Annotated in this window: 17 protein-coding genes; 10 read left to right on the forward strand and 7 right to left on the reverse strand. The window is 65.6% G+C overall.

Annotation, left to right across the window (positions count from 1 at the left end; all coding sequences use genetic code 11):
• Positions 1–14: 14 nt before the first annotated feature.
• Positions 15–2426, reverse strand: coding sequence for an ATP-binding protein (locus ACNJYA_RS19680; protein ID WP_439400585.1), 2412 nt, complete (start codon positions 2424–2426; stop codon positions 15–17).
• Positions 2427–2602: 176 nt separating this feature from the next.
• Between ACNJYA_RS19680 and ACNJYA_RS19685 the strand changes: the two genes are divergently transcribed.
• Entirely contained in the window at positions 2603–2749 is a 147-nt protein-coding gene (locus ACNJYA_RS19685; protein WP_439400586.1) for a hypothetical protein, read from the forward strand.
• 165 nt (positions 2750–2914) lie between these two features.
• Here the strand turns inward: ACNJYA_RS19685 and ntrC are convergent, their stop codons facing one another.
• The 3 genes from ntrC to dusB are packed head-to-tail and all read right to left on the reverse strand — an operon-like array spanning position 2915 to position 6540.
• The gene (gene ntrC, locus ACNJYA_RS19690; protein WP_128261688.1) at positions 2915–4357 is read right to left on the reverse strand and encodes a nitrogen regulation protein NR(I); all 1443 of its coding nucleotides are present in this window, start codon (positions 4355–4357) and stop codon (positions 2915–2917) included.
• 9 nt (positions 4358–4366) lie between these two features.
• Positions 4367–5542 (reverse strand): two-component system sensor histidine kinase NtrB, encoded by a 1176-nt coding sequence (locus ACNJYA_RS19695; protein WP_172788966.1) that lies wholly within the window; start codon positions 5540–5542, stop codon positions 4367–4369.
• On the reverse strand, positions 5539–6540 hold the full coding sequence (gene dusB, locus ACNJYA_RS19700; RefSeq protein ID WP_439403456.1) for a tRNA dihydrouridine synthase DusB: 1002 nt from the start codon (positions 6538–6540) through the stop codon (positions 5539–5541). The genes ACNJYA_RS19695 and dusB overlap by 4 nt, the downstream gene beginning before the upstream one ends.
• Positions 6541–6817: 277 nt before the next feature.
• Between dusB and ACNJYA_RS19705 the strand changes: the two genes are divergently transcribed.
• Positions 6818–7999 (forward strand): bifunctional 2-C-methyl-D-erythritol 4-phosphate cytidylyltransferase/2-C-methyl-D-erythritol 2,4-cyclodiphosphate synthase, encoded by a 1182-nt coding sequence (locus ACNJYA_RS19705; protein WP_439400587.1) that lies wholly within the window; start codon positions 6818–6820, stop codon positions 7997–7999.
• 4 nt (positions 8000–8003) lie between these two features.
• The gene (locus tag ACNJYA_RS19710) at positions 8004–8612 is read left to right on the forward strand and encodes a CinA family protein (RefSeq protein ID WP_157284384.1); all 609 of its coding nucleotides are present in this window, start codon (positions 8004–8006) and stop codon (positions 8610–8612) included.
• A gap of 6 nt (positions 8613–8618) precedes the next feature.
• Here the strand turns inward: ACNJYA_RS19710 and ACNJYA_RS19715 are convergent, their stop codons facing one another.
• On the reverse strand, positions 8619–9401 hold the full coding sequence (locus tag ACNJYA_RS19715; protein WP_172788968.1) for a mechanosensitive ion channel family protein: 783 nt from the start codon (positions 9399–9401) through the stop codon (positions 8619–8621).
• A gap of 420 nt (positions 9402–9821) precedes the next feature.
• Here ACNJYA_RS19715 and ACNJYA_RS19720 point away from each other — a divergent pair, with 420 nt between their 5' ends.
• From ACNJYA_RS19720 to ACNJYA_RS19745, 6 genes are read left to right on the forward strand one after another with little or no spacing between them, the layout of a single operon-like run.
• Positions 9822–10529 (forward strand): c-type cytochrome, encoded by a 708-nt coding sequence (locus tag ACNJYA_RS19720; protein ID WP_439400588.1) that lies wholly within the window; start codon positions 9822–9824, stop codon positions 10527–10529.
• Between the two features lie 8 nt (positions 10530–10537).
• A complete protein-coding gene (locus ACNJYA_RS19725) occupies positions 10538–11779 on the forward strand; it encodes a cytochrome c (protein ID WP_439400589.1) in 1242 nt (413 codons plus the stop codon).
• 16 nt (positions 11780–11795) lie between these two features.
• Entirely contained in the window at positions 11796–11972 is a 177-nt protein-coding gene (locus tag ACNJYA_RS19730) for a hypothetical protein (RefSeq protein WP_172789075.1), read from the forward strand.
• A complete protein-coding gene (locus ACNJYA_RS19735; RefSeq protein WP_439400590.1) occupies positions 11969–12538 on the forward strand; it encodes a cytochrome C oxidase subunit II in 570 nt (189 codons plus the stop codon). The genes ACNJYA_RS19730 and ACNJYA_RS19735 overlap by 4 nt, the downstream gene beginning before the upstream one ends.
• Complete coding sequence (locus tag ACNJYA_RS19740; RefSeq protein WP_439400591.1) at positions 12525–14147, forward strand: b(o/a)3-type cytochrome-c oxidase subunit 1; 1623 nt, start codon at positions 12525–12527, stop codon at positions 14145–14147. The genes ACNJYA_RS19735 and ACNJYA_RS19740 overlap by 14 nt, the downstream gene beginning before the upstream one ends.
• The gene (locus tag ACNJYA_RS19745) at positions 14147–14962 is read left to right on the forward strand and encodes a c-type cytochrome (protein WP_439363037.1); all 816 of its coding nucleotides are present in this window, start codon (positions 14147–14149) and stop codon (positions 14960–14962) included. Before ACNJYA_RS19740 ends, ACNJYA_RS19745 begins: the two co-directional genes overlap by 1 nt.
• A 109-nt stretch (positions 14963–15071) precedes the next feature.
• Here ACNJYA_RS19745 and ACNJYA_RS19750 read toward each other — a convergent pair whose 3' ends face one another.
• Positions 15072–15542 carry a type II toxin-antitoxin system RatA family toxin gene (locus tag ACNJYA_RS19750; RefSeq protein WP_172789079.1) on the reverse strand — a complete coding sequence of 157 codons (471 nt, stop codon included), beginning with the start codon at positions 15540–15542 and terminating at the stop codon, positions 15072–15074.
• A gap of 6 nt (positions 15543–15548) precedes the next feature.
• Positions 15549–16505 carry a lipoyl synthase gene (gene lipA / locus ACNJYA_RS19755; protein ID WP_439363038.1) on the reverse strand — a complete coding sequence of 319 codons (957 nt, stop codon included), beginning with the start codon at positions 16503–16505 and terminating at the stop codon, positions 15549–15551.
• A 130-nt stretch (positions 16506–16635) separates the two neighbouring features.
• Here lipA and ACNJYA_RS19760 point away from each other — a divergent pair, with 130 nt between their 5' ends.
• Positions 16636–17238 carry a DNA-3-methyladenine glycosylase gene (locus tag ACNJYA_RS19760; RefSeq protein ID WP_439363039.1) on the forward strand — a complete coding sequence of 201 codons (603 nt, stop codon included), beginning with the start codon at positions 16636–16638 and terminating at the stop codon, positions 17236–17238.
• The last annotated feature ends 2 nt before the right edge of the window (positions 17239–17240 follow it).

The following is a 17240-nucleotide window of genomic DNA, read 5'->3' on the forward strand; positions in this document are numbered from 1 at the left end:
TCGCGCCTGTCTTGTCAGCTGCCTGTTGAGGCTTCGATTTTGGTTGAATCATTGGTCTTTTCAGCCGGCTCTTTGGTTCCGGCGGCCGGCTCTTTTGTTTCCCGGTTCTCGACGGATTCCGTCACCGTTTGCGTGATGTCGGCTTTGGAGGTCGTCTCGGTCGCGGCGTTGGCCGCCGGCACGTGCTCCGTTTTCGCGGGTTGCCCTGAGACGGCAAAGCGCATCCGCATCCAGGCGCCGCGCTGGCCTGCACGGAAGTCGGAGGCATCCTTCAGCTCGATCCGCCCGCCATGGTCTTCCAGCACGCGGCCGACGATGGCGAGCCCGAGCCCGGTGCCCTTGGCGCGCGTGGTGACGTACGGCTCGAGCAGGCGCGAGCGCGCGACCTTGGGCAGGCCGATGCCGTTGTCGATGACGTCGATCAGCACGTCGTCGCCCTCGCGCGACACCACGACGTCGATACGGCCCTTGCCACCGTCCTTGCCGAGCTCCTCGGGCGGGACCTGCTCGATCGCCTCGGTGGCGTTCTTGACGATGTTGGTGACCGCCTGCGAGATCAGGCGCCGGTCGAACTGGGCGCGCAGCGGATCCTGCTTGAACTCAGCCTCGATGTCGATCTCGGGATGGGCGACCTTCATCAGGAACACCGCCTGGCGCACGGTGTCGGCGACGTCCTCACCCTCCATCACGGGCTTGGGCATCCGCGCAAAGCGCGAGAACTCGTCGACCATGCGCCTGATGTCGTCGACCTGGCGCACAATGGTGTCGGTGCACTGATCGAAGATCTGCTTGTCCTTGTCCTCGGTGATGGTCTTGCCGAACTTGCGGCGGATGCGCTCGGCCGAGAGCTGGATCGGGGTCAGCGGATTCTTGATCTCGTGGGCGATGCGGCGCGCGACGTCGCCCCACGCCGAGGTGCGTTGCGCCGAGACCAGCTCGGTGATGTCGTCGAGCGTGATGATGTAACTGTCGTGCGGCTGGTTCTTCTCGGCGCTGACGCGGACAGACAGGTTGCGCTCGGTGCCGTCGCGGGTGATCGTGATCTGGCCCTGCACCAGGCGCTGGGTCCCTTCCCGCGCGGTCTTCATCATCTCGTCCAGCTCGGGCAGCACGTCGGAGAGCGGGTGGCCGAGCGTCTCGGCTTCGGAGTGCCCGATCAGCTTCTCGGCGGAGCGATTGAGGATGCCGACGCTGCCGGACGTGTCGACGCCGATGATGCCGGCGCTCGCCGAAGACAGCACCGCTTCGATGAAGCGGCGGCGGCTGTCGATGAGGTCGCTGGCGCTCACGAGCTCGTCGCGCTGGCTGCGCAATTCCTGCGTCATCTTGTTGAAGGTCTCGCCGAGCTGGGCGAGGTCGCCTTCCGACTGGTGCACGGGCACCTGGACGTGCAGGTCGCCGGTCGAGACCGTGTGGGCCGCATTCATCAGCCGCCGGATCGGCGAGACCAGCGAGTTGGCGAAATTGAGACCGATCAGCACCGAAGCCATCAAGATGGTCAGCGCGATCACCGCGAACATCAGCGCGAAGGCGACCTGGATACCGAGCCGGCGCGATTCGATCTGGGCGTATTCGGCGACGCTGACCTCGGTCTGCTTGAGCTGATTGACGACGTTCGGATCAAGCGGCCGGGCGACATAGAGGAAGGTGTCGTTGAAGGCACGCAGGCGGATCACCGCGGCGACGAAGCTCGCATCGGGGAGCACCGCGATCTCGGGCTCGGCCTCGTTGACGTTGCTGAGAAAGTCGGGCGCGGGCGGCGAATAAGCGAGCCGCATGCCGGTGTCGGCGGATTCCAGAATGTTGGTGTTCTTGTCGATGATCATCGCGCCCGGCAGGTTGCGGGACGCGGCGCTCGCCGTCAGCATCTCGCGAAACGTGCGGCGGTCCTGGTCATAGAGCGGCCGGGCATGGGCGATGTCGTTGGCCATGCCGAGAATGTCGCCGCGGATCAGCTGCGCATGGTCCTGCATATAGGCCCGCGCGATCGTCAGCGAGTTCTGGATGACCTGCTTGGTCGGCCCGGAGAACAGCCGGTCGAGGCCGCGCTCGATGGTGACATTGGCGACGACGGCGACCAGCACCGCCGGCAGCACCGCCACGATCGAGAACAGGCTGACGATCTGGACGTGAAGACGCGCCGCCGCCCTGCCCCGCCGCCGCGCCAGGATCAGCTGCCAGAGTTCCCGGATGATGATCCCGACCAGCAGCAGGATCGTGGCCGCATTGATCAGATAGAATGTGCGGACAACCCCGGGTGTCGGCTCGATCGTGCTCAGACCGGTCAGGACCAGGAAGGTCAGGAAGGCCGACAGCAGCGCCAGCGCGACAGCAAAGGGCGCCAGCCAGCGTCGCACCGACCAACGCCGGGGCTCTTCCGCTGGGGCCGTGTCAAAGTGTGCGGCCGAGGTCTCTGCGCTGGTCATTCCGGCAATGGCGGTGCTGAAAACGGATCCGCGGACGCGCGGATACTGATGTATTCGTACCACATTGTTGCCAAATTGCGACAATTCCGCGGCGTGTCGGCCGCGGCGGACCCGCGCAATCCACAGGCACATGCGGAGGGACGGGAACGGATTCCCGCCATTCCGGCTTGATCAGGATGGATAAGATCTGTCTCGCGACGATGGTTTCGGCCGTTCTGCTGCTGATCGTGGCCGCGGACCTCCTGGTCAACGGCCTCGCCCTTCAGCCGGCCCCGGTGAATCTCGCCAGCGTGATGCCGGCATCCGGCCGGCTGGTCAGATAGATGTGATGCCGCGCGCTGCGGCCAAACAAATTTAAATGGACGACCGGAACATTTGGGCCCAGCGCGGACTTCTGCTCACCGCGTCAGCCACAACGGCCAGCGCGATCCGGACAGGCTCAGCTCTGCCTTGGTAGGGGGAGCTGAGCCACCGGCCGCTTCGAAAGATTAGCCCCCGCTCCGATACACCTGGATGTCGAGATCCCGGATCTTCTTCCGCAGCGTGTTGCGGTTGAGGCCGAGCAGGTCCGCGGCGCGGATCTGGTTGCCGCGCGTGGCGGCGAGCGCCGCCGTGAGCAGCGGCACCTCGATCTCCTTGAGGATGCGGTGGTAGAGGCCGGGCGGCGGCACGCCGTTCGGGAAGCCTTGGAAGTGCGAGGACAGATACGCCTCCACGGCGCCGCCGAGATTGTCGACGCCCTGCTGGACCGCTGCGCCCGGGCTGACCGACGGCGGTGCGAGCTCGCCGTCGATGACGGAGGACGTGATCACGTCCTGCGGATAGAGCGCGGCGAGGCGCCGGGCGAGGTTCTCGAGCTCGCGCACGTTGCCGGGCCAGCGGTGCTGCTTCAGCCGCTCCAGCGCCAGCGTATCCAGCTTCTTCGGCGGCAATCCGTCCTTCTCGGCCAGCGTGAAGAAGTGCCGCACGAGGTCCGGCAGGTCCTCGATGCGCTCGCGCAACGGCGGCAGCCGCAGCGGCACGACGTTGAGGCGGAAGAACAGGTCTTCGCGGAACAGGCCCTGCTGGATCAGGACGCGCAAATCCTTGTTGGAGGCCGCGACGATGCGCACGTCGGTCTTGATCGGGGTGCGGCCGCCGACGGTGGTGTATTCGCCCTGCTGCAGCACGCGCAGCAGCCGGGTCTGCGCCTCCATCGGCATGTCGCCGATCTCGTCCAGGAACAGCGTGCCGCCTTCGGCCTGCTCGAACCGGCCGGAGGCGCGGGTGTTGGCGCCGGTGAAGGCACCGCGCTCGTGGCCGAATAGCTCGGACTCGATGAGATCGCGCGGAATCGCCGCCATGTTGACCGCGACGAACGGGCCGTTGCGGCGCTTGCCGTAATCGTGCAGCGCGCGCGCCACCAGCTCCTTGCCGGTACCGGACTCGCCCGTGATCATCACGGTGAGGTCGGTCTGCATCAGGCGCGCCAGCACGCGGTAGATTTCCTGCATCGCCGGCGAACGGCCGACCAGCGGGATCGCCTCCATCTCGGCGTCCTCGTCCGGCGTCGAGGTCCGCTCCTTCGGCTCGGCCAGCGCGCGGCCGACGATGGCGATCAGCTCTTTCAGATCGAACGGCTTCGGCAGATATTCGTACGCGCCGCGCTCGGAGGCGCGGATCGCCGTCATGAATGTGTTCTGCGCGCTCATGACGATGACGGGCAGGTTCGGCCGCATCTTCTTGATCCGCGGCAACAGGTCGAAGGCGTTTTCGTCCGGCATCACCACGTCGGTGATGACGAGATCGCCCTCGCCCTGGCTGACCCAGCGCCACAGCGTTGCGGCATTGCCGGTCAGCCGCACTTCGTAACCGGCGCGGGACAGTGCCTGATTGAGAACGGTGCGGATGGCGGTATCGTCATCGGCTACGAGAATGCTACCTGCGGGCATTGTTAATCCTCATTTTGCCCCCTGTGACGCAGGCGACGACTTCCCGGCAGAGCCGTCGCGACTGCTTTGATCGGCGTGTTTGACCGATGTGGAATACATCGGCATCAGCACGCGGAAGGTGGTCTTGCGCGGCTGAGATTCGCATTCGATGATGCCCCCGTGATCGCCGACGATCTTGGCGACCAGCGCAAGGCCGAGACCCGAGCCGGTCTGCTTGGTGGTCACGAACGGGTCGAACAGGTTGGGCAAGAGATCGTCGGGCACGCCGGGTCCGTTGTCCTTCACGCAGAATTCGAGCGGAAGGGATACCCGGGATTTTTGACCGGGGACTGACAGGCGCACACCGGGACGGAACGCGGTGGTGAGCTGAATCTCGGCGTCGGGCACGTCGATCAGCGCTTCGGCGGCGTTCTTCACGAGATTGAGGAACACCTGGATCAGCTGGTCCTGGTTGGCCAGCACGGGCGGCAGCGACGGATCGTAGTCCTCGATGAAGCGGATGTTGCGGGCAAAGCCCGACTGCGCCAGCCGCTTCACGTGATCGAGCACCGAATGGATGTTGACGGGGCCGCGCACCACGGGGCGCTCGTCGCCGAACACCTCCATGCGATCGACCAGCGTCACGATGCGGTCGGCCTCGTCGCAGATCAGCCGCGTCAGCATGCGGTCCTCGGACGAGGCCTGCTGCTCCAGCAGCTGTGCCGCGCCGCGAATCCCCGAAAGCGGATTCTTGATTTCATGCGCGAGCATGGCTGCTAGCGCTATCACCGAGCGCGCTGCGCTGCGGTGGGTGAGCTGCCGATCCATCTTGTCGGCGATGGTGCGCTCCTGCAGCATTACGACGATATGGCCGGGCCGCTCGGTGAGCGGCGCGACATGCAGGTCGACCTGGCGGTCGCCGCCCATGCGGGGCGTACCGAGATCGACCTTGTATTCGTTGACCGGCGAGTTCGAGGAGCGCACCTGGTCGATCAGCGCCAGCAACGGGCTTCCGAACGGCACCAGCTCCTTCAACGACTGCCGCTTCAGGAATTGCGTCGAGATCTCGAAAAAGGCTTCGGTGGCGATATTGGCGGCGACGATCTTGCCGTCCGGCCCGATCATGAGCACGGGGTTGGGCAAGGCATCCAGGATGGCGTCGCTGTCGGACTGAAGCGGCCGACGATGTTCAGCGGCTGAGCTCATGCAGCAGCGCTCCAGGCGAAGTCGTCGAAGGCGTCTTGCAGTGAATCGTGAACGAGGCGCGGATCCTCCGAGACCAGGATTTTCTGCCGCCAGGATTTCAGCTTCTCGGCCGGCGCACGGCTCGCCTGCGCGGCGACGTCGAGCGCCCAGCCCAGATGCTTGCGGGCGTGCCTCAGCCCGATGCGCAGACCATAGAGCGCACAAACGCCGTCATAGAGCGTGCGGACATAATGCAGCTGCGTTTCGAGCGAGGGCGCGGCTTCCTCGGCCCCGCCTTTCAGGCGGCGGCCGATCTGGCCGGGCAGCCAGGGCTGGCCCTGTGCGCCGCGGCCGATCATCACGGCGTCGGCGCCCGAGGCGTCCAATGCCGCGAGCGCCTTCTCGTAGGAGGTGATGTCGCCGTTGACGACGAGCGGAATGGAGATGGCCTCGCGCACGGCGCGGATCGCATCCCAATCGGCCTCGCCCTTGTAGAACTGGCAGCGAGTGCGGCCATGGACGGTGACGAGCTTGACCCCGGCGGCCTCCGCGCGCCGCGCCAGCTCCGGCGCGTTGCGGCTGCGGTCGTCCCAGCCGAGACGCATTTTCAGCGTCACCGGCACCTTCACCGCCGCGATCGTCGCCTCGATTAGGCTGACGGCATGGTCGAGGTCGCGCATCAAGGCGGAGCCGGACTGGCCGCCGGTGACGTGGCGGGCGGGACAGCCCATGTTGACGTCGATGATATCGGCGCCTTCCGCTTCGGCGATCCGGGCGCCTTCGGCCATCCAGTGCGTCTCGCAGCCGGCGAGCTGGACCACGTGCGGGCCGATGCCGGTGGCTTCGCAGCGCAACCGGGACATCCGGTGGCCGTTGGCGAGCTCATCGCTCGCAGTCATTTCGGACACGACGAGACCGGCTCCAAGCTCGGCAGCCAGCCGGCGGACGGGCGAGTCAGTCACACCCGACATCGGTGCCAGGAAGACCGGGGCGGCGACTTCAATATCGCCTATTTTCAACGGCTTAGAGCCTGATACTGCCGAGCCGGTCACGGGGGTCTCGTTGACTGGGCAGGGCCTCATCGCGCCTGCCATGATCTATCTTGCGCACAATTCTTGTGCAGTCAAGCGTCATGCCTACAGTTTAGACAGTTCTGTAGATCTTTCAAGTGCAGTGCAGCAAAATGCTGTTTCCCACAATCCGGGGAAACCCCCTTTTTTTGCGGGCCTGCCGTGCTAGAGGCATGCCGGCAAATCACCCCCTGCTCTTTCATTGGCAACTGAGTATTTGAGTCCTATGGCGAAATCACAACGCACCGCTGTCGTCCTCGTGGCGGCCGGACGCGGCCTGCGCGCCGGCGCCGGCGGCCCGAAGCAATATCGCGAGATCGGCGGCGTGCCCGTGATCCACCGCGCCATGGAGGCCTTCAGCCGCCACGCTGATGTGTTCGCGGTGCAGCCGGTAGTGAACCCCGACGACAATGCCATGTTCACGGCAGCGGTCGCCGGGCTGAGGCACGAGCCGCCGGCCAATGGCGGCGCGACGCGGCAGGCTTCGGTGCTCGCCGGCCTCGAAGCGCTGGCCAAGCACAAGCCGGACATCGTGCTGATCCACGACGCCGCGCGGCCCTTCGTTTCGGAAGGCGTGATCTCGCGCGCGATCGAGGCGGCGAGCCGCACCGGTGCTGCGATCCCCGTTGTTCCCGTCACCGACACCATCAAGGTCACCGGCGAAAGCGGCAACGTCGAGGCCACGCCGGACCGCGCTTCCTTGCGAATCGCACAGACGCCGCAATCCTTTCGTTTCGACGTCATCCTCGAGGCGCATCGTCGCGCGGCAAGGGATGCACGCTCGGATTTCACCGACGATGCCGCGATTGCCGAATGGGCGGGATTGACGGTTGCAACCTTTGAAGGCGATGTTGCCAACATGAAGCTCACCACTCCCGAGGATTTCGTGCGCGAGGAAGCGCACCTGGCCGCCCAGCTTGGCGACATCAGGATCGGCACCGGCTACGACGTGCACGCCTTCGGCGAAGGCGACCATGTCATGATCTGCGGCGTGCGCGTGCCGCACAGCAAGGGTTTCCTGGCGCATTCCGACGGCGACGTCGGCCTGCATGCGCTGGTCGACGCCATCCTCGGCGCGCTCGCCGACGGCGACATCGGCTCGCACTTCCCGCCGAGCGACGTCAAGTGGAAGGGCGCCTCCTCCGACCAGTTCCTGAAATATGCCATCGAGCGCGTCGCAGCGCGCGGCGGCCGCGTCGCCAATCTCGAGGTGACGCTGATCTGCGAGCGGCCGAAGATCGGCCCCTTGCGCGACGCCATGCGCGCGCGCATCGCCGAGATCTCCGGCGTCGACATCTCGCGCGTCGCGGTAAAGGCGACCACCAGCGAGCGGCTCGGCTTCACCGGCCGTGAGGAAGGCATCGCGGCCACCGCGAGCGCCACCATCCGCCTGCCCTGGGGCGTGTAAGGCCATGGGCGGCAGCGACGCACGCGCCCTCTCCCGCTCGCTGCTCGATCTGTGTCGGATGCGCAAGCTGACGATCGCGACCGCCGAATCCTGCACCGGCGGTCTCGTTGCGGGCGCGCTGACCGACATCCCCGGCTCGTCCGATGTCATCGACCGCGGCTTCGTCACCTATTCCAACGAGGCCAAGCGCGCGATGCTTGGCGTCGAGGCGAGCACGCTTGCGAATTTCGGTGCGGTGAGCAAGGAGACCGCGACCGCGATGGCGATCGGTGCGCTGGAGCGCGCCGATGTCGATCTCGCCGTCGCCATCACCGGTATCGCCGGCCCGGGCGGCGCCACGCCCGGCAAGCCGGTCGGTCTGGTGCACTTCGCCGCTGCCGCGCGCGACGGCCGCATCATCCACCGCGAGCACCGCTTCGGCGCCATCGGCCGCAGCGCGGTGCGCGCCCGCTCGGTCGTCGAGGCGCTGCGCATGCTGATGGATCTGGCCCGCGGCCCGCAAGTCGCGGCCAAGCCGCAACGTGCTGCGGCAAGCCGGCTGCGCCCGCGCGTGACCCGCTCGCCGCGCCGGCATGTGGTGAAGCGCCGGCCGCCACGTTCGCCGCGGGGATGAAACGCCTCAGGCCGCCGCCGCAAGCAACGCGCTCGCGTGATCGAGCACGCACTGCTTGACCGCGTCGGCTTCAGACGGCTTCGCCTTTGCGCTAACCGTCAATTCCAGGATCGGTGCTGCGGGATTGGCGACATCGAGAACCTTGGTGACGGAGACGGCAGGCGCAGCCTGCTCGTCCATGCGGGAGTCGTTGCGCAATTCCTTCAGGATGCGATCGGCCAGCGTATTGGCCGCGCCGGCGGGGACCGGAAACGTCACCTTGACCTCGCCCGTGCCAGGATAGGCGCTATGGTTGATGATGGCCGCGCCCCAGACCTGTCCATTCGGCAACAGGATCTGCGTGTTGTCGGGCGCGACCAGCTCGGTCATGAACAGCGACAGCGACCTCACCTTGCCGGCCTTGCCGGCGACCTCGACGTCGTCGCCGATGTGAAAGGGCCGGAACAAGAGCAGCATCACGCCGGCGGCGAGATTGGACAACGTGCCCTGCAAGGCGAGACCAATGGCGAGCGAGGTCGCGCCCAGCACGGCGACCAGGCTCGCCGTCTGGATGCCGAAGAGCTGCAGCACGGCGATGCCGACGACCGCGAGGACGCCATAGCGCGCAAGGCTGCCCACGAACAGCGTCACCAGCGGGTCGACGCGGTGCGTGACGCTGAGGACTCGCGTGACGAAACGCTGCATGGCGCCGGACAGATACCAGCCGACCGCGAGCAGCAGGATCGCGTAGATCGCGTTCAGGCCGTACAGGACGAGCGACGCTTTCAGCGTGTCGAAATTGATGGTCATGGCGGCTCCAACCCGGACTCGTCGGTTGAGAACGCGCCGCAATGCGAAATGATCCCCGCTCACCCCGCGTTCGTGACGATCGCGATACGCCCCTCTGACAAGGGATGAGGTACGGCGAGAATGCGACAAAACCGAAATTCCGCGGGTGCCCGGCCGGCACCCGGTCTTCCCTGCGCTCTCTGACGTTGGAGGGTGGCACGACGAAGCAAAACTCGGGCAGGAACTGTCGCGAGACTGCAGCGTTATGCTCAGTTTTCAAAAAGCACGCAAGTTTTGTCGAGTTCGATCGGGACGCAGATGCACAGGCCGCGACCAAACGTCGTCATGCGTGCCCGATCTTGCGCGGGACCATATTGGCGCAATAATGCCGCTCTACGTTGTGATCCGGAATCAACCGGACCAGCCTTGTGGAGGGCGACGATGTTCGCTCGCGCCGCGGCCTCGGCCGTCGTCATCGTCACTTTGGCCGCCTTTGATGGCGCGGCTGCACAAACTGCCGACCAGCCGCCGGACACGATGGCGGCGCGAGTCGAGGCCTGTACGCCCTGCCACGGCAACAAGGGCGAAGGCACCAACGACGTCTATTTCCCGCGGCTTGCCGGCAAGCCCGCAGGCTATCTCTACAACCAGCTCCTCGCCTTTCGCAGCGGCCGGCGCAAATACCCGCCGATGAACTATCTGCTGGAATTTCTGCCCGATCCATATCTCGAAGCGATGGCCGAGTATTTTGCCAACGAGCATCCGCCACTGCCGCAGCCGACGCCGAGCGAGGTCAGCAGGGACGTCCTCGCACAGGGCGAACAGCTCGCCACCAGCGGCGATGCCAATCGCAACATTCCGGCATGCGTGAGCTGCCACGGCGCCGACCTGACCGGCATGCAGCCAGGCATCCCCGGCCTGTTGGGCTTGCGCGCCGCCTATATCAGCGCCCAGCTCGGCGCCTGGCGTTACGGCACCCGTACGGCCAAGTCGCCGGACTGTATGCAGATCGTCGCCGGTCATCTCACCGAGGCCGACGTGACGGCCGTGGCCGCCTGGCTCGCGACGCGGCCTGCGCCCGCCAACCCGGCCCCCCTCCCGAGAGGCACCTACGCCCTGCCCTTCGGCTGCGGCAGCCAGCCCAACTGACGAGGCGGATGATGGTCTCGAAACTGTTGATCACGCTCTTTGCCATCGTTGCACTCACGACAATTGCGCACGCGCAAGACAAGAGCAGCGATGTCGTCGCGCGCGGCGAATATCTCGCCCGCGCCGGCGATTGCACGGCGTGCCACACTGCACCCGAGGGACGCCTGTTCGCCGGCGGCCGGCCTATGCCGACCCCGTTCGGCACGCTGTACACCTCCAACATCACGCCGGATCCCGACACGGGGATCGGCAAATGGAGCGCCGACGATTTCTACAAGACCATGCACAGCGGCCGCTTCCCGGACGGCGGGCTGATCTATCCAGCGATGCCGTTCGCCTCCTACACCAAGGTCACGCGCGCCGACAGCGACGCGATCTACGCCTATCTGCGCTCGATTCAGCCTGTGAACCAGAAGAACAAGCCGCACGAGCTGCGCTTCCCCTACGATAATCGCCAGCTCATCCTCGGCTGGCGCACGTTGTTCTTCACCGAGGGCGAGTTCAAGCCGGATCCGAAGAAATCGGCGGAATGGAATCGCGGCGCCTATCTCGTCGAGGGCCTCGGCCATTGCGGCATGTGCCATTCGCCGATCAACGCGCTCGGCGGCACCTCGCAATCGGACGCCTTCAAGGGCGGCCTGATCCCGATGCAAAACTGGTACGCGCCGTCCCTCACCTCAAATCGCGAAGCGGGGCTCGGCGACTGGAGCATCAAGGACATCACCGACCTGCTCCAGACCGGCGTCTCCATGCGCGGCGTCGTTTACGGCCCGATGGCCGAGGTCGTGCACAACAGCCTGCAATATCTCAGTGACGAGGACACGCGCGCCATGGCGGTGTACCTCAAGAGCATTGCGGAGCCCTCGCCGTCGCCGCCGGCAAGCTCGACACTGCCGACCAGCGAGAGCAGCCTCTTGATCAGCCTAGGCAAGACCGTTTACGACAAGCACTGCGCGAGCTGTCACGGCGTTCAGGGCGAAGGCAAGCCGCCGCACTGGCCGCCGCTCGCCAACAACCAGTCGATCGAGATGCAGTCGGCGGTCAATCCGATCCGCATGGTGCTCAATGGCGGCTATCCGCCGGGCACCAAGGGCAACCCGATGCCCTACGGCATGCCGCCGTTTGCGGGGCTTCTGTCCGATAACGAGATCGCTGCCGTCGTCTCCTACATCCGCACCGCCTGGGGCAATCGCGGCACGCCGGTCTCGGCGCGCGAGGCCAACGAGCTGCGCTCCGCACCGCTGAACTGAGACCCAGAGATCCGTCATGATCAATTCCGACCCGCCGACCAGCCCAGCCGCCGCCGACCAGGCGGTCGACGAGGTCGTCGCCCAAGGCCCGTCCGGGGCGATCGTGCTTGCCGGCATCGCCACGGCCTGCGTCGTCGCAATGTGGTTTGCCTTCTACCTGTTCGTCTTCCTGCCGCGCGGACCGCTGCAATGAGCGCCCAGGACACTCACGCCAGCGCCAGCGCCGAGGTCGCGGCCCGCGTCGAGCGGCGCTGGGCGACCATTGCCGTGATCATCATCGTGATGATGGCGCTGCTCGCGGCATTCGCCGGTATCCATCGCGCGACCATGCCGCAGCCGCGCGTCGAGACGACCGATCCATCCCGGCTGCATCTCTCAGGCGAATTCGTCGAGAGCAATCTCGGCAGCGTGCTCGAGGCGAACGGCAATGTGACCGTGCGCGCGATCGGCCAGCAATATTCCTTCACACCGGCCTGCATCCTGGTGCCTGCGGACACGGCGATCACGCTGCGCGCCACCAGCGCCGACGTCGTGCACGGCATCCTGATCCAGGGCACCAACGTCAACGCCATGCTGGTCCCGGGTTACATCTCCGAACAGCTCATGCGTTTCACGAAGACCGGCGATTATCTGATGCCCTGCCAGGAGTTTTGCAGCTTCGGCCACGAAGGCATGTGGGGCAAGGTCAAGGTGATCGACAAGGCCGAATTCGCCGGTCGTGCGAAGGGTGGCGGGAGGCTGAGCTGTGTTGGCCAATAGGAAGCTCATCCTCGCCCATTTCTGGTTCGCTTTTGCCGTGTTCGGCATCGCGCTCGCGCTCGGCGCCTGGCAGATGTTCATCCGCAGCCAGATCGGCACCTGGCTGTCCAATCCCGAACTGTACTACCGCTCGCTGACCGCGCATGGCACGGTGATGGGCTACGTTTTCCCGACGCTGGTCGCGATGGGTTTTGGCTATGCCATAGCCCAGTCCGCGCTGGAGCAGCGCCTGGTCGGCGTGCGCTGGGCCTGGACCGGGTTCTGGCTAATCGTCGCCGGCAGCATCATGGCGGTGATCCCGATCGCGCTCGGCCGCGCCTCGGTGCTCTACACCTTCTATCCGCCGCTGATCGGCAACGTCTTCTACTATCTCGGCGTCGTGCTGGTCGTGGTCGGCTCGTGGGTCTGGGTCGCGCTGATGTCGATCAATTTGCGCGTCTGGCGCAAGGCCCATCCCGGCGCGCCGGTGCCGCTCGCCATGTTCGCCAATGTCGCAGGCTCCTATTTATGGGCCTGGACCGCAGTCGGCGCCGCGCTCGAGCTGTTGCTCCAGATCATTCCCGTCGCGGCGGGCCTGAAGAGCACAATCGATGCCGGCCTTGCCCGCGTGTTCTTCTCCTGGACGCTGCACGCCATCGTCTATTTCTGGCTGATGCCAACCTACATTGCCTATTACACCATCGTGCCGCGCGCGATCGGCGGGCGGGTCTATTCCGACACCATGGCGCGCATCTCCTTCATCCTGTTCCTGGTGGTCGCGATGCCGATCGGCATGCACCATACCTTTGCCGATCCGCAGGTCGGCGCCGGCTTCAAGTTCATCCATTCGGCTTTCACCGCGTTGGTCGCGCTGCCGACGCTGCTGACCGTGTTCACGATCTGCGCCTCGGTCGAGATCGCTGCGCGGCTGCGCGGCGGGCGCGGCCTGTTCGGCTGGATCAGGGCCCTGCCCTGGGACAATCCGATGATGCTGGCGCTGGCCTTCTCGTTCGTCATGCTCGGCTTCGGCGGCGCCGGCGGCCTGATCAACATGAGCTATCAGCTCGATGCGTCCATCCACAACACGCAGTGGATCACCGGCCATTTCCACCTGATCTTCGGCGGCGCCATCGTGATCATGTATTTCGCGATCGCCTATGATCTGTGGCCGCATCTGACCGGCCGCTCGCTGATCGATCTCCGCCTGATCCGGACCCAGCTCTGGCTCTGGTTCGTCGGCATGATGGTCACCACCTTCCCGTGGCACTGGGTCGGCATTCTGGGCATGCCGCGCCGCATGGCCTATTTCGACTTCGCCGATCCAGCGATCTCGCCGCAGGCGCTGTCCGTGACCCTTTCGGCGATCGGCGGATTCATCCTGTTGGCCTCGGGGGTTCTGTTCCTGGTCATTCTTGCGCGCGGCATGCGCGCGCCGCAGGCTGACGCCGGGCCCTATCGGTTTGCGCTGGCCGTGCACCAGCCGGCGACCGTGCCGGTCGCGCTCAACACCTACGCCCTGTGGGTCGGGCTGATGATCGCGCTCACCCTCACCAATTACGGCTACCCGATCCTGACGCTGGCGCTGAACGAAGGCACCTCGGTGCCGGCCGTCTATGTGGGAGCGCAGTGATGAGCGCGCGCGACCTCTTCAGCTTCCGTAACCCGCATTTTACGACGGCTGTCGGCGTCACCGCCGCGATCCTCATCGTGACCGCGATCGGCGGCTTCATCGTGCTGCCGTTCGCGCAGCCCTGGGTCCAGTTCGCCAATGTCTGGGATGCGATCTGTAGTGCCGCCGGCCTGCCACAGCGCGCGGCAACCGTCACGGCGCCCGAGCAGACCAAGCGTCTGTCCGACGTCGTGCTTACCTCGAATACGCTCTCACGGCCGAGCCAGGAGGCGATCGGCCGCGGCGCGACGCTGGCACAGCGTTGCGCCATCTGTCACGGCCCGACCGGCATCAGTCGCGCGGACTCCCCCAACCTTGCGGGCCAGTATGCCGCGGTCATCTACAAGCAGCTGCACGACTTCCGCTCGGGCGCGCGCACCAATGCCGTGATGTCGCCGTTTGCGGTCAATCTGACCGACCAGGAGATCGCCGATCTCTCTCACTATTATGCCTATCTGCCGCGGCTGCCGGCCTATCATCCGACGCCGCAACTGCCGAAGCCCAACATCGTCATCTATGGCGCGCCGATGCGCGGGATCGCGCCCTGCGGCTCCTGCCATGGCAGCCTCGACAACAAGACCGGCAGCCCATGGCTCGAAGGACAATCGGAGACGTACATGAAGGCGCAGCTTCAGGCCTTCGCGTCAGGCGAGCGCCGCAACGACATCAGCCAGCAGATGCGCAACATCGCGCGCGCGATGACGCCGCAGGATATCGAGCAGGCGGCGGCGTATTACGCCTCGCAGCCGCCGGATGTGGTGAAGGCGGTGGATTGAGCCTCACTGTCATTGCGAGCGAAGCGAAGCAATCCAGACTCTTTCCGCGGAGGGATTCTGGATTGCTTCGTCGCAAGGGCTCCTCGCAATGACGGCGGAAAGAGTGTGCCTACGTCGATGCCACCTTCGGCCGACCGTAGATCGCGTCTGCCCGTTTCTCGAACGCCGTCGAGAACCGCGCGAAGGCGGCGTCGAACATCGAGCCCATCAGCATCGCCAGCATGCGGCTCTTGAATTCGTAGGCGAGGAAGAACCCGACGTCGCAGACGCCCTCTCCCTTGGGCTCGAACGTCCAACGATTTTCCAGATTCCTGAACGGACCTTGCAGGTATTCGACGAGGATTTTCAGATTGGCGCGGTCGAGCGTCACGCGGCTGGTGAAGGATTCCTTGACCAGCTTGAACGACACCGTCATGTCGGCGACCAGCACCTCGGTGCCGTCGGGCTTCGCCATGCGCTGGCGCACCTTCAGCGCGCTGCACAGCGGCACGAATTCCGGGTAGCGCTCGACATCGGCGACCAGATCGAACATCTCGGACGCGCTGTGGTTGACACGGTGCTTGCTCGAAACTCGATGCATGGTACGTCAGCTGGCGTGAGCTGCCCGCGCAGCCTTCAGTCTCGCGAAATCCTCGCCGGCATGATGCGACGAGCGGGTGAGCGGGCTCGCCGACACCATCAAGAAGCCCTTGGTGTAGGCGATCTTTTCGTAGGACGAGAACTCGTCCGGCGGCACGTAGCGCATCACCGCGTGATGCTTGCGGGTCGGTTGCAAATATTGCCCGATGGTCAGGAAATCGACGTCGGCCGAACGCAGATCGTCCATCACCTGCTGCACCTCGTGGCGCTCCTCGCCGAGGCCGACCATGATGCCGGACTTGGTGAAGATGGTGGGATCGAGCTCCTTGACCCGCTGCAGCAGCCGGATCGAGTGGAAATAGCGCGCGCCGGGCCGCACCGTGAGATAGCGCGACGGCACCGTCTCGAGATTGTGGTTGAACACGTCAGGCTTCGCCGCAACGACGATTTCGAGTGCCCCCTCCTTGCGCAGGAAGTCGGGCGTCAGGATCTCGATCGTGGTCGAGGGGCACGCGGCGCGGATGGCGCGGATGGTCTGGGCAAAGTGCTCGGCGCCGCCATCGGAGAGGTCGTCACGGTCGACCGAGGTGATGACGACGTGGGCGAGGCCGAGCTTGGCCACGGCCTCGGCAACGTTCTGCGGCTCGGCCGCATCCAGTGCATTCGGCAGCCCGGTCTTGACGTTGCAGAAAGCGCAGGCCCGGGTGCAGGTGTCACCCATGATCATGAAGGTCGCGTGCTTTTTGTCCCAGCACTCGCCGATATTCGGGCAGCCCGCCTCCTCGCACACCGTATGCAGGCCGTTCGCGCGCACGATATTGCGGGTGTCGGCGTAGCCGCGGGTGTTGGGTGCGCGCACGCGGATCCAGTCCGGCTTCGGCGGCGAAGCGGAATCGGGGCGGTTCACCTTTTCGGGGTGGCGTGGGCGCAGCGGGTTCGCGATGGTATCGACAATAACGACCATGGGGTGTCCGGTCTGTTCAGGTCCTACCTAGTCGGTCTGGCCCGGCATCGCAACCCGGCTCGCCCCGCTTCAGGGAACATGGCAGATATGGGCAATATCCTGCTCTGTTCTCAGGCGATTCTCACCTCGAATGGCTCCAATCTCGAAGACTTCTCCACCGCGGCTCGGCAAGCCCCTGAAGCGCGCCTTCTTCGGGCGCAGCGTGCACGAGGTCGCACCCGACCTGATCGGTGCCACCATGCTGGTCGACGGTGTCGGCGGCATCATCGTCGAGGTCGAGGCCTATCATCATACCGACCCGGCTGCGCACTCCTACCGCGGGGCGACGCCGCGGAACCAGGTCATGTTTGGCCCGCCCGGCTTTGCCTATGTCTACCGCTCCTACGGCATCCATTGGTGCGTGAACTTCGTTTGCGAGGAGGAAGGCTCGGCCAGCGCCGTGCTGATCCGTGCGCTGGAGCCGACGCATGGCCTGGCTGCGATGCGCCGACGCCGGCACATGCAGGACGTGCATGCGCTGTGCTCTGGCCCGGGCAAGCTGACCGAGGCACTCGGCATCACCATCGCGCACAACGCCCTGCCGCTGGATCGGCCGCCGATCTCGCTGCATGCGCGGACGGAGGAGATGGAGGTCGCAACCGGCATCCGCATCGGCATCACCAAGGCGGTCGAGCTGCCCTGGCGCTACGGCGTCAGGGGCTCGAAGTTTCTGAGCAAGCCGTTTCCGAAGTAGCC

The organism is Bradyrhizobium sp. BLXBL-01 (genome assembly GCF_051853025.1).
Lineage (GTDB): Bacteria > Pseudomonadota > Alphaproteobacteria > Rhizobiales > Xanthobacteraceae > Bradyrhizobium.